Here is a 12,336-nt window from a genome sequence, read left to right as displayed (position 1 = left end):
TCCGAAGAGCGTCGAGAAATTCTGAAGGCGCCAACCATTTTGGAATTTCCTGCTGTTGCGGAAGCGTAATTCGGTGACTCCTTCGGCAGGAGAAGTCGATACTAGCCTCATTCGGTCATGGCATGACGTGCGATGGCAAAGGGTCTGCCAGGCGGGATCTCCTTTGCAAGACACGGCGACACCGCGAAGAAAGTAGTGACGATCAAACGGCGTCACGCCTGGAGGAGACGCAGAGCTGCCGCTGGTGCATGTATCGGTAAGAGCTCGGCAGTCTGGGTCAGTGCGTGGATAGCTACAGCATACGCCGTTCCCCGCAGGGGCGTTGCAACTGCCGCATCGTTGCGGTGAATAGGAGGATAACTCGATGATCGCCAGCATCCAGACTTTGGGCGCGGACGAGGTGGCGCTCTCTGTGCGCGGCCTGAGTATCAGCCTCCCGAAAGGGATGGAGCGGGCTTTCGCCGTAGAGAATATCTCATTCAATCTAAAGCGCGGAGAGATCTTGTGCATCATCGGCGAGTCCGGTTCGGGCAAATCGGTGACAGCCAACACGATCATGGGCCTACTACCCAAGGTGATACCGGTGGCGGCAGGCGCGATTCATCTCGAAGGCACGGCCATCGTGGGGGCTTCTCCCGAACAGCTCAGGGATCTGCGCGGTCGCGTCGTTTCCATGATCTTCCAGGACCCGCTTTCGGCCTTGAATCCGCTGATGACAGTCGGCGGGCAGGTCACCGAAGTTATGGCAGCGCACAATGTCGGAACGCCCGCGTCGCGCCGGATCCGTGCTATTGAACTGCTGACAGAGGTGGGATTGCCGGACCCGGAATTGATGTACCACCAGTACCCGTTCCGACTGTCTGGTGGGCAGCGCCAGCGGGTTATGATCGCGATGGCTCTGGCACTCGAGCCTAAGATCCTGATTGCGGACGAGCCAACGACCGCTCTGGATGTAACCACCCAAGCCCAGATCCTGAAACTGATCCGCGACATCCAGCGGCGCAAGGGCATGAGTGTGATGTTCATCACCCACGATTTTGGGGTTGTCGCAGAGATCGCCGACAGCGTGGTGGTAATGGAAAAGGGCCATATCGTAGAGCAAGGAAGTGCGGAACAGGTGCTGAAGGCACCCCGCCATTCCTATACGCAGCGCTTGGTTGCAGCTGTCCCCCACCTCAGCGGCAGGGATCGTGCACACGAGGACGCGGCTCCCGCCAAGCCAATCATGAAGGTCGAAGGTCTGGTCAAGACCTATCGAAGCAGCGGTGTGTTTTTCGGCAAGAAGCGGATCGTTACCGCCGTGAACGATGTATCGTTCGACCTGGCGCCTGGCCGCACATTGGGGATCGTCGGAGAGAGCGGCTCGGGCAAGTCCTCGCTCGGGAGGTTGCTCATCAAGCTGATGGACAGTGACGGTGGACGGATACTGTTTGACGGCCACGATATCGCCAAGCTGTCCGAAGTGGTTTTCCGCCCTTTGCGGCCGCGGATCCAGATGATCTTCCAGGATCCGTTTGCATCCTTGAATCCGCGTTCGACGATCGGGCAGATTCTGACGGTCGGCCCCGTCGCCCACGGGACGCCCTATGCCCAGGCCCGGGAGGAGGCGAGGGCGCTGCTGTCCCATGTGGGACTCGATGCAGGTGCCTTCGGTCGCTATCCGCACGAATTTTCCGGTGGGCAGCGCCAGCGCATCGGTATAGCGCGGGCATTGATGTTCAAGCCGAAGCTTCTCATCGCCGACGAGGCCGTATCTGCCCTCGATGTGTCGATCCAGGCCCAGATCCTGAAACTTCTGGACCAAATTCAGCGAGAAACCGGCGTGGCCATGATCTTCATCACCCACGATCTGCGGGTGGCAAGCCAGATTTCTGACGAGATCGCAGTAATGCAGAAGGGCCGGATCGTCGAGCGCGGCCCGCCCTCGCAGATATTCCTCAATCCTCAATCCGCCTACACGCGCGAGTTGGTCGCAGCCATTCCCGGAGAGCGTCTGAATACCGCCCCGGCTACCGCCGCTAATTCCTGAATGCCAATCCAAACATGTCCACTAGGGAGGAGACATCATGACCAAGGTTGAAACGACTAAACAGACCTATTCGCGACGCCAGACCCTGCGCATGATGGCAGCTGGAGGGCTGGCAGGGCTTGTCGCGCCAAACCTCCTGGTGTCGCCGGCCTTTGGCCAGACCGCCCCTGCAAAACCGACCGGTCGGGTCGTCGTCGGGCTTTCACAGGAACCCACTGTCTTCAATCCGCTGATGGCGCATACCGAAGTCGACGACGCCGTGCATTTCTCGGTGTTTGATGCGCTCTTTCGAATGGACCCCGAGGGCGTTCTCCAGCCCAATCTCGCGGCCGAAGTACCAAGCCAAAAGAATGGCGGTATCTCGCAGGACGGCCTGCAGTGGCGCATTCGTCTGCGCGACGACGTCCGCTGGCATGATGGTGAGCCCTTTACAGCGGAAGATGTGAAGTTCACTCTCGAACTCATCACCAACCCCAAGTTCCGAGCATGGCGTACGAGCGGCCATTCATTAGTGCGTGATATCAAGGTGGTCTCACCCACGGAGATCACCTGGCGGATGGAGTCCGTTTTCGCGCCCTACTTGTCGTTTCTCGCCGAGACCTTCATTGTTCCGAGGCACCTTCTCGAGAAGGAGGCAGATCCGAACGCCGCCGGCTTCAATCAGGCGCCTATTGGCACTGGAGCATTCAAGTGGGCGCAACGCATCGCCGGCGATCATATCGAACTCGTCGCGAACGCTGACTATTTCGGGGAAGGTCCTTATCTCGAGCGGCTCGTTTTCAAATATATTCCGGACATGACGGTGCTCTACACCCAGTTCAAGAGCGGCGACGTCGACCTTGTCGACCAAGCTTACATTACCGCCGATCATTACGCGGAAGCCAGTAACTTGCCGGATCGCGTGGTTACTCTGGAATCGGGGGCGTCAGTCGAGTCGATTTACCTCAACCTTGAAAAGCCGCAATTCAAGGATCCGGCAGTGCGACAGGCGCTCTACGCCGCTATGGACAGAAAAGCGATCATAGACGCGATCTATTATGGCGTAGGTAACCTCACCGAAACCTTCATGCCGCAGCAATCCTACTACTACAATCCGAACCTGCCGGCGCAGGAGTACAACCTGGACCGGGCGCGTCAAATCCTCGACGAGGCAGGCTGGGTGCCGGGATCGGATGGAGTGCGCACCAAGGACGGCGTTCGCTTGTCGTTTTCCAATGCAACAACGGCAGGTAACAATCTGCGTGAACAAGTGCAGCAATTTCTGCAGCAGACATTTGCTGAAATCGGGGTCGAGATGACCATATCAAATCTGCCAGGAGCAGTGATGTGGGGCGATTTCTGGCTCAAATCGCAGTTCGACTCCGCAATTTCCGGTGTGACCTATGTCATCGCGGCGGACCCCGACGTGACGAACCGCCTGCACACGCGCGCGATTGTCGCGAAAGGCGGAAAAGGATCAAATACCGGACAGTACTCCAACCCGGAGGTCGACGCGCTGCTCGAAAAGGGTGTCCGTACGTTTGATCCCGAAGAGCGAAGGGCAGTTTACTTCCGCGTGCAGGAAATCGTCCGGCAAGACCTGCCGTTCCTGCCGTTGTTTGCGTACACCAACGTGTTCGGCCGTAAGGGAGGACTCGAGGGCTTCAAGCCGAATGCCAACACCCGCGTCGCATCCTGGCATGCCGCCGGATGGCATTGGAAGAGCTGATCTCCGGAGCCGCCGTCACAAGTAGCGGCGGCGGCCCATCCATTGGCGATGTCATGAGGAGAGTTGAATGCGCGGCTTCCTACTTAACCGGCTTTACCAGAGTCTCATCCTACTGGTGATAGTTTCAATCATCGGATTCACCATCCTGAATCTGATACCGGGAGGCCCGTTGGCGCAGTACGGCCTCGACCCCGGAATGACCCAAGAAGATCTCGACCGCCTCAAGGAACAGCTTGGGCTGAACCGCCCTCTTTGGATGCAGTACCTGGACTGGGCCTGGCGCCTGCTGCAGGGCGATTGGGGGCACTCGTTCCGGGATGGGGCAACGGTGTTGAGCGTCATCGGCCGTCACCTTTTCGCGACCCTGTTGTTGATGGGTTCGTCCACGGTGATAGCGATCGCAATCGGCACCTGGATTGGTATCCGTGGCGCCACGCACCGCTATTCGGCGTTTGACTATCTGGCCACCGTCGGCGCCATGGTGGCACTATCGATTCCGACCTTCTGGTTCGGATTGCTGGGTATCTATGTTTTTTCGCTGCAACTGGGTTGGCTGCCTGCCGGCAACATGTACACGGTCGGCGATGGCTCCCTTCTGAACTATCTGCACCATCTGATCCTCCCGAGTATCGTACTTGCTCTGGTCCATGTGGCGATTTGGAGCCGCTATATGCGGACCGCGACGCTTGATGCCATCAGCCAGGAATTTGTGAAGACCGCCCGTGCCAAGGGGTTGAGTGAACGTAGGATCCTTATGAAGCACGTCGTCGGCAATGCCCTGCTGCCCATGATAACGCTTGCGGGCATGCAGCTTCCCAGCATCCTTACGGGGGCGCTCGTTACCGAGACCGTATTTACCTGGCCGGGAATGGGCCGGTTGTTTCTCGATAGTCTCGGATATAGCGATTATCCGGTGGTGATGGGACTACTGATGTTCTCCGCCATACTTGTCATCCTGGGCAATCTGATCGCGGACATCGCCGTGGCGATCATCGATCCCCGCATTCGGATGAGTTAAGCGCATCACGCCCAACAGGAGACACTCGTTATGACCGCTATTGCTGCAAATCCCGGGTCGGACCGTTGGTGGAACAGCCGCGCTGCACGCCGCTTCATGAGCCATCATCTCGCACTGCTGGGGATGGCGATGATCGTGGCTCTGACGCTCGCATGCGTGCTTGGACCGTACATTCTCCCCTATGACTCCCTTTATATCGACCTGCGTGCGCGCTTCGCTGGTCCGTTCACTGGTCATCATTACCTCGGAACCGACCCTCTTGGCCGGGATATCGCGGCGCGACTGTTCATGGCCGGCCGTATCTCGCTGCTCGTCGGCTTTTCCGCAATGCTCCTGTCCACTCTGGTCGGGACCATCGTCGGCGTGATCGCGGGATATCGCGGTGGCTGGATCGGGGCGGCGCTGATGCGCACAGTGGACGGTTTCCTCGCCTTCCCTTCGATCTTCCTCGTGCTTGCGCTTGCCGCGGCACTCAAACCAAGCGCGATCATGATCACCGTTGTTATCGCCGCCAGCAGCTGGATGGAAGTGGCGCGCATCGTCGAGGCCGAGGTTCGCTCGCTCCGCGAACGGGAATTCGTTCAGGCCGGACGGATGCTGGGATTGAGCGCTAAGCATATCATGTTTCGAGAGATCCTCCCGAATGCGATTGGTCCGATCATTGTTGCATCGACCCTGACCATCGCCCGGGCCATCCTGATGGAGGCGTATATCAGCTTCCTGGGTTACGGCATCCAGCCGCCGCTTCCGAGCTGGGGCAACATGTTGAATGGGGCACAGCAGTATCTCGGGACCGCGCCTTGGCTGGCGATCATTCCGGGCGCGGCAATCACCATCGCCGTCACCAGTTTCAATTTTATCGGAGATGGTCTGCGTGACGCGCTTGATGTGCGGGGCGACCACAGCTGACAACTTTGTCCTTCCCGGCTCGGGTCAAAACAACGAAAGAGCAGAGCTCATGAAAGAATATAAGATTGCCGAAAAGGATACTCCATATTGGTGGGAGGCGGCGCCTGTAAGACCCTTGCCGAAGCAGTCGCTGGCCAAGAACCTGGATGTCTTGATCGTCGGCGCAGGTTATACCGGGCTGTCCGCGGGCCTGACTCTCGCGCGCGCAGGCAGGTCGGTAGCTGCGTTTGACGCAATGAATCCCGGCGAGGGTGCGTCTTCCCGCAATGGGGGGATCACAAGCGGAAGCATTCGTCCGGATTACGCGACAATCACTCGGCGATTTGGCGAAGAGAAGGCGATCGCGATCGAGACCGAGGGCAAGATCGCACGTGAATTCGTCTACAACCTGATCAAAACTGAAGGGCTAGACTGCGATTTCCGGCTTGTGGGTCAATTCAAAGGCGTCGTCGGATTCGAAGATTATGAGAAGACGGCCCGGAGCGCTGACGTCCTGGCGAAAAAGCTCGGCATTGAAGCATATGGTGTACCCTACCGCGAACAAGGCAAATATATCGGCACCGACTTCTATCGCGGCGGCATGGTGCGAATGGATATCGGTGGACTGCACCCGGCTAAATTCCATGCCGAATTGTTGCGCGTGGCGCTTGCTTCCGGGTTGACCGTCCATTCTGGAACTCGCGTGAGCTCTATCGAACGGGATGGTTCGGCCTTCCTGGTTTCGACCTCCGCAGGCACGGTGCGGGCTCGGCAAGTTCTCGTCTGCACGGACGGGTACACAGACGGCGCAGTGCCTTATCTGCGTCGCCGGCTGGTGCCGGTCCGAAGCCGCATCATCGTAACGGAAGAACTTGCACCAGATGTCATGGCGCGCTTGATGCCGAAGCAGATGACGATGACGGAAGGCCGTAAGCTTGGATTCTATTACCGGCCCACGCCGGACGGAAAGCGCATTCTGCTCGGCGGCCGCGACAGCTCACGAAGGGGCGATCCGATTGAGCCCAAGCTCTATCTGCGTAACGGCCTCGTCAACCTGTTTCCGGAGCTGGAAAACGTCAAATTGTCCCACACTTGGTTTGGCAACGTTGCCATGCATCGCGACATGCTTCCCAGGATATTCGAGCGGGAAGGGGTCGTTTACGCGACTGGCTTCTGCGGTTCAGGCGTGGTCTGGGCGCCGTGGGTGGGAACGCGCGCTGCTCACAAACTTCTGGGTCACACAGAGCAGGCCCGTTCGGCTTTCGATTTTCGGCCGCCCGCGTCAATTCCTCTCTACAGTGGCAATCCTTGGTTCATGCCTGCCATCATCCAAGGTTACCGGATCCAGGATCGAATAGCATTCTATCGAGCACGCCGTTGACGCCGGCGGTGCTCTTCAGATTGTGAGTCTGCTCCCGTTAGAATGCGCTCCGAATAAACGACTGCTGAGCAGCCAACCACATCATTTTGTTTCGTCCAGGCAGCCCAGGCCGACGCATTCTGCTTTCCGTTCCTCGCTAGGATTATGTCGAACAGGACGACGGCTTCATCAAATCGTCCTCCGACCGCGGCAGCTGCCGTCCGTCCATCTCGGCGTTCGGCCGGGCTGACGGCCCTCGGGATGGAACGAAGAAGCATGGCATTAAAGTAATGACTGATCGAAGGGAGAAACAGCATGCATCAGTTGAACGATAAGGACCTATTTCGGCAAGCCGGTCTCATCGACGGCTCTTGGGTGGGAGCCACCTCTTCAAAGACGATTGATGTCATCGACCCGGCCACTCAGGCGTCCGTAGGTACCGTCCCAGATATGGGGCAGGCTGAGACACGTGCTGCGATAGACGCGGCAGCCAAGGCATTCGCGACATGGAAGAAGAAGACCCACGCCGAGCGCGCCGCCCTGCTTGAGCGCTGGCATGCGCTGATGATCGAGAACCTCGAGGATCTTGCTACGCTCCTCACGCTCGAGCAGGGCAAGCCGCTCGATGAAGCACGCGTCGAGATTCGCTATGGTGCTTCCTTCGTTAAATGGTTTGCCGAGGAAGCCCGTCGCATCGGTGGCCACACTATTCCGTCGCCTACGGCAGATCGCCGGATCGTCGTACTGAAGGAGGCGGTCGGCGTCTGCGCGATCGTCACACCTTGGAACTTCCCCAATGCCATGATCACCCGCAAGGTCGCGCCCGCCCTGGCGGCCGGATGCACCGTTGTCATCAAGCCTTCAGAATTCACGCCGCTCTCGGCACTCGCCCTCGGTGTCCTTGCCGAGCGTGCGGGCATTCCCGCCGGCGTAATCAACATCGTCACCGGCATGCCGACCGAGATCGGCAATGAAATGATGGCGAACGAAACGGTGCGGAAGATCTCCTTCACCGGCTCCACGCGGGTCGGTTCGCTCCTGATGCGCGGCGCCGCCGACAGCGTGAAGCGGTTGAGCCTCGAGCTCGGCGGAAACGCGCCCTTCATCGTCTTCAATGATGCCGATCTTGACCTCGCCGTGGAGGGCGCCATCGCCTCGAAGTTCCGCAATGGCGGCCAGACCTGCGTTTGCGCCAACCGCATTCTGGTGCAGACCGGCGTCTATGACGTCTTTGCCGAGAAGCTCGGCGCCAGGGTCAAAGCCATGAAAGTCGGCCCTGGAACCGAGGCCGGCATCGACATAGGTCCGATGATCAACACTGCGGCCATAGAGAAAATTGATCGTCACGTTGAAGATGCGCTTGCAAAGGGTGCTCAGATTGCGGCTCGCGGCCGCTCGTTGGTGGACGGTAAGCAATATGCAACGCCGATAGTCCTCACCGGCGCAACGACCGACATGCTACTGGCCACCGAAGAGACCTTCGGCCCTGTTGCCCCGTTGTTCCGTTTCGAGACGGAAGAGGAGGCGATTGCGATTGCCAACGGGACACCGTTTGGCCTCGCGGCCTATTTCTACACAGAGAGCCTGAAGCGCTCCTGGCGCGTGGGCGAGGCGCTGGAATTCGGTATGATCGGCCTCAACACTGGTGCGATCTCGACCGAAGTGGCTCCCTTCGGCGGCGTTAAGCAATCTGGTCTCGGACGCGAAGGCGCTCAGGCAGGCATTGAGGAATACCTGGAGATGAAGAGCTTCCATATCGGCGGGCTGGCTTAAGTTCGCGGGCCCAACCTAACGTTTTACCTTCGTGCCAACGACGGGAGAAAGTTCGTGAAAACCCTGCTTCTCAAGAAAGAAGAAGTCAGCAGATTGATCAGCATGAAGGACGTCATCGGTGCCGTCGAGGAGGCATACAAAGCCTTCAACAGTGATCAGGTGGAGCAACCCGATTATATAGGAATGCATCTCCCGTCGCCCGGTAGCGAAATCGATTTCAAGCTCGGCTACTACAAAGGCAATGAACTTATTTCAATGAAGACGTCTTCGGGAGGGTTCGTCGACAATCCGACTGTATTTGGCGTACCTAACGGGATGGGGACCATTCTGCTGTTCGACGCCAGAAATGGCGCGTTGATCTGCGTTATGGACGGCAGCCTGATCACGGGCTTGAGAACCGGCGCTGCGGGGGCTGTTTCCGTACAGGTGCTGGCGAGGAAAGATGCTCGCAGAATCACGTCGATCGGGACTGGAAATCAGGCCAGAATGCAGATCCGAGCGATCCGGGAGGTCATGAGTATCGAAGAGATCCATGCTTGGGACAATAGCGCGGATACGCTCTCCCGCTTCAAAATCGATATCGAAAACGAATTCGGCATTCCGGTCGTCATCGCGCGTTCCAAGAAGGATGCGGTCGAGCAGGCCGACATCCTCGTTACGACGACACGCGGGAAGGGCTCGCTCGTGGAAGCCGATTGGATAAGACCCGGAACGCATATCGTCGCCATCGGTACGGATCAACGTGGCAAACAGGAACTGGATCCAGAGATATTCAGGAGTGCCAAAGTCGTCGTGGACTCGATCGCGCAGTGCAGCGACAAGGGCGAAACATGGCATCCGCTCGACAAGCATATCATCACCAAGGACGGGATCCATGGCGAAATTGGAGAGATATTGCTCGGCAAAAAGCCAGGAAGGGAAAACGATCAAGAAGTGACGATTTTCGACTCCACAGGAATGGCCATCCAAGACAATACGACCGCGTCGAAGATCTATAGCAACGCGATAGAAAGAAGCGTCGGGACCTTCTTCGAATTCTTCGAATCCTGACCTCGGTCACGGCTTATTCTTAAAGAACTGGAAGGTCCCAGCGGGACGATTACGTTATCTTGCGATCTGACCCGGAAGATTAATCAATCTTCGACCTAGACCATCCTGTGCCTCGAGGGAACGCAACCTACTAAGGCGAGCAGCATCATGTTAAACCATCCCACTATTCAGGACATTCAAGAAGCCCGCCAACGATTGGCGCCCCACATCAGACACACTCCGTTGCTGCGTGCAGAGAAGATCGAGCAAGCTGTTGGCTGCGAGCTTTATCTCAAACCCGAAACGCTTCAGATTACCGGAGCCTTCAAAATTCGTGGCGCTCTAAACAAGACACTTTCCCTGCCAAGGGAGGCGATGGCAAACGGCGTCATAGCCAGTTCCTCTGGCAACCATGCTCAGGGGCTCTCCTATGCGGCCCGGATGCTGGGCGTGAAAGTCATCCTGGTGCTCCCGACAACAACCCCCAAGATTAAGATTGCCAATACGGAAGCACTCGGCGCGGAGGTGGTCCTCTTTGACGGCGACACCGCCGCCAGGTGGAAAAAGGTCTACGAGATCGCGCAAGAAAACAACTATGCGACCATCCACGGTTTTGAGGATCCCATTGTTATGGCCGGCCAGGGAACGATCGGGTGTGAAATTTTGGACGATCTGGAGGACGTGGACACGGTCATTGTTCCCTTGGGCGGTGGAGGGCTAATCTCGGGAATTGCGACCGCCATCAAAGAAACCAAACCGTCGGTTCGGGTCATCGGTGCTGAGCCTGCTCTGACGCCGAAATATTATCATAGTCGGATCAACAGGCAGCGCACCTCGTTGCCTCTGAAGAACACGATTGCCGATGGCCTGAGAATTAGCGTTCCAGGTCAGAACCCGTATCCAATAATTGAGAAATACGTCGATGAAATCATTCTCGTCGAAGACGAGCACATCATCGCAGGCATGCGCGCACTTGCTAAGGACGCCAAGCTGATCGCCGAACCCGCGGCTTCGATCGGCATCGGAGCACTGCTCGCGGGCTCCATAAAAATCAGGTCGGATGAAAAGGTTTGTGCGGTTCTGACCGGTGGCAATTGGGACCTGCCGGATCTTGCCGATATATACAAGACCGGCTCGGAATAACCCCTCCATGATCCCAGTTGTATCCGCACGGAATTCGCACCGCAATGGTCGCGATTGCAGGCAGCGGAGTCGCTAGTCAAGCAGATCGCCCGCCGTTGGCGCGGGGGTGCGCCCCGCACGAAACATCCTGCTTCGGAATACGGCGATTCGATAGATTTTGCTAATCCGGACGGAGCGTTCGGCAGGATATGGCCCCAGTTGGCGATATTGTGGAGATCAGAGCGCGGCTGGAAGCTTACGTCAAGGAGACCTGCGATGAACGCCAAGGAAATACTCGACCGGCTGGTCGGTTTTCCCTCCGTCGTCGGCACGCCGAATGACGGAATCGTTGCATGGATCAGGGATTTTGCCGAAGGCTGCGGTGCCAGGGTGACGGTACTGCGGGGACCGGAAGGCGATCGCGCCAACCTCTTCGCAACGGTCGGCCCCAATCATGTGCCCGGCTACATTCTCTCTGGACATATGGATGTCGTTCCCGCCCTGGAGTCGAACTGGACATCCGATCCGTTCACGCTGAGGTCCGATGGCGATTTGCTCTTCGGCCGGGGGACGAGCGACATGAAGGGCTTTCTCGCTGCAGCATTGGCCGCACTCCCCGCGGTCGTGGAAATGCCGCTCGCACGCCCCCTACACTTCGCATTTTCCTATGACGAGGAAGCCGGCTGTCGGGGTGTGCCCCATCTGATCCGCCAGTTGCCTGACCTTTGCGCTAAGCCGATCGGAGCGATCATCGGCGAGCCCAGTGGCATGCGTGCGATCCGCGCCCATAAGGGAAAGGCCGCTGCAAGAGTTGAGATTCGCGGACGATCCGGTCATTCGTCGCGGCCCGATCAGGGTCTAAATGCGATCCATGCCTTCGCCTGCGTCCTGCTTGCCGCCGTTCGTACGGGAGAGGCACTCCGGAGCAGCCGATTGGACCCAAGCTTTGAGCCACCCTATTCCTCGCTCCAGGTCGGAACTGTGTCTGGCGGGCAAGCAGTGAACATCATTCCGGATTTCCTCACGGCGGAAATCGAGGCCCGGGCGATCACGGGAGCGACACCCGCCGATCTCCTCGAGCCGGTAAGGCTTGCCGCAGTCGCGCTTGCGCAGCGAGGCTTTGAAACAAAGTGGGATCTTCTGAGCTGCTACCCCGCGTTGTCGCTCGCCGCCGATGCGCCACTTGCTAGGCTGATGGAACAACTGACCGGTATCGAAACGCTTGCCGCCGTAAGCTACGGCACCGAAGCCGGGCTTTATCAGGCGGCCGGCATCGACGCGATCATCTGCGGCCCGGGCGATATCGCCCGGGCCCATCGCGCCGACGAATTCATTCGCACCGACGAACTCGTTGCGTGTCAGACAATGATCGAGCGACTCGCTGAAACACTCCGAAGCTGAGGCATACA

Annotated in this window: 9 protein-coding genes; all 9 read left to right on the top strand. The window is 58.2% G+C overall.

Going from position 1 to position 12,336, the window contains the following annotated elements; all coding sequences use genetic code 11:
• The first annotated feature begins 364 nt into the window (after window positions 1–364).
• The 9 genes from ACFHWW_RS18020 (at window position 365) to argE (ending at window position 12,328) form a co-directional block, all read left to right on the top strand.
• Entirely contained in the window at window positions 365–2,029 is a 1,665-nt protein-coding gene (locus tag ACFHWW_RS18020) for an ABC transporter ATP-binding protein (protein ID WP_379939736.1), read from the top strand.
• Between the two features lie 37 nt (window positions 2,030–2,066).
• Window positions 2,067–3,737: a peptide ABC transporter substrate-binding protein gene (locus ACFHWW_RS18015; RefSeq protein WP_379939734.1), complete on the top strand. Its 1,671-nt coding sequence runs from the start codon at window positions 2,067–2,069 to the stop codon at window positions 3,735–3,737.
• Window positions 3,738–3,804: 67 nt separating this feature from the next.
• On the top strand, window positions 3,805–4,755 hold the full coding sequence (locus ACFHWW_RS18010; protein WP_102762988.1) for an ABC transporter permease: 951 nt from the start codon (window positions 3,805–3,807) through the stop codon (window positions 4,753–4,755).
• Between the two features lie 30 nt (window positions 4,756–4,785).
• Window positions 4,786–5,664: an ABC transporter permease gene (locus ACFHWW_RS18005; protein WP_275598427.1), complete on the top strand. Its 879-nt coding sequence runs from the start codon at window positions 4,786–4,788 to the stop codon at window positions 5,662–5,664.
• A gap of 49 nt (window positions 5,665–5,713) precedes the next feature.
• Window positions 5,714–7,024 carry an FAD-binding oxidoreductase gene (locus ACFHWW_RS18000; RefSeq protein ID WP_102763057.1) on the top strand — a complete coding sequence of 437 codons (1,311 nt, stop codon included), beginning with the start codon at window positions 5,714–5,716 and terminating at the stop codon, window positions 7,022–7,024.
• Between the two features lie 294 nt (window positions 7,025–7,318).
• Complete coding sequence (locus ACFHWW_RS17995; RefSeq protein WP_338280527.1) at window positions 7,319–8,776, top strand: NAD-dependent succinate-semialdehyde dehydrogenase; 1,458 nt, start codon at window positions 7,319–7,321, stop codon at window positions 8,774–8,776.
• Window positions 8,777–8,830: 54 nt separating this feature from the next.
• A complete protein-coding gene (locus ACFHWW_RS17990) occupies window positions 8,831–9,826 on the top strand; it encodes an ornithine cyclodeaminase family protein (protein ID WP_324765087.1) in 996 nt (331 codons plus the stop codon).
• Window positions 9,827–9,973: 147 nt separating this feature from the next.
• The gene (locus ACFHWW_RS17985) at window positions 9,974–10,948 is read left to right on the top strand and encodes a threonine/serine dehydratase (protein WP_324765088.1); all 975 of its coding nucleotides are present in this window, start codon (window positions 9,974–9,976) and stop codon (window positions 10,946–10,948) included.
• Between the two features lie 255 nt (window positions 10,949–11,203).
• Window positions 11,204–12,328: an acetylornithine deacetylase gene (gene argE, locus ACFHWW_RS17980; RefSeq protein WP_324765089.1), complete on the top strand. Its 1,125-nt coding sequence runs from the start codon at window positions 11,204–11,206 to the stop codon at window positions 12,326–12,328.
• The last annotated feature ends 8 nt before the right edge of the window (window positions 12,329–12,336 follow it).

This window comes from Sinorhizobium sp. P24N7, from assembly GCF_042436655.1.
Lineage (GTDB): Bacteria > Pseudomonadota > Alphaproteobacteria > Rhizobiales > Rhizobiaceae > Sinorhizobium > Sinorhizobium meliloti_A.
This window is presented reverse-complemented; position numbering and strand designations above follow the sequence as displayed.

Excerpts from the sequence above, each read along its gene's own strand:
- ACFHWW_RS18010 (WP_102762988.1), top strand. The coding sequence starts at position 3,805 with ATGCGCGGCTTCCTACTTAACCGGCTTTACCAGAGTCTCATCCTACTG.
- ACFHWW_RS17995 (WP_338280527.1), top strand. The coding sequence starts at position 7,319 with ATGCATCAGTTGAACGATAAGGACCTATTTCGGCAAGCCGGTCTCATC.
- argE (WP_324765089.1), top strand. The coding sequence starts at position 11,204 with ATGAACGCCAAGGAAATACTCGACCGGCTGGTCGGTTTTCCCTCCGTC.
- ACFHWW_RS18005 (WP_275598427.1), top strand. The coding sequence starts at position 4,786 with ATGACCGCTATTGCTGCAAATCCCGGGTCGGACCGTTGGTGGAACAGC.
- ACFHWW_RS17985 (WP_324765088.1), top strand. The coding sequence starts at position 9,974 with ATGTTAAACCATCCCACTATTCAGGACATTCAAGAAGCCCGCCAACGA.
- ACFHWW_RS18015 (WP_379939734.1), top strand. The coding sequence starts at position 2,067 with ATGACCAAGGTTGAAACGACTAAACAGACCTATTCGCGACGCCAGACC.
- ACFHWW_RS18000 (WP_102763057.1), top strand. The coding sequence starts at position 5,714 with ATGAAAGAATATAAGATTGCCGAAAAGGATACTCCATATTGGTGGGAG.
- ACFHWW_RS18020 (WP_379939736.1), top strand. The coding sequence starts at position 365 with ATGATCGCCAGCATCCAGACTTTGGGCGCGGACGAGGTGGCGCTCTCT.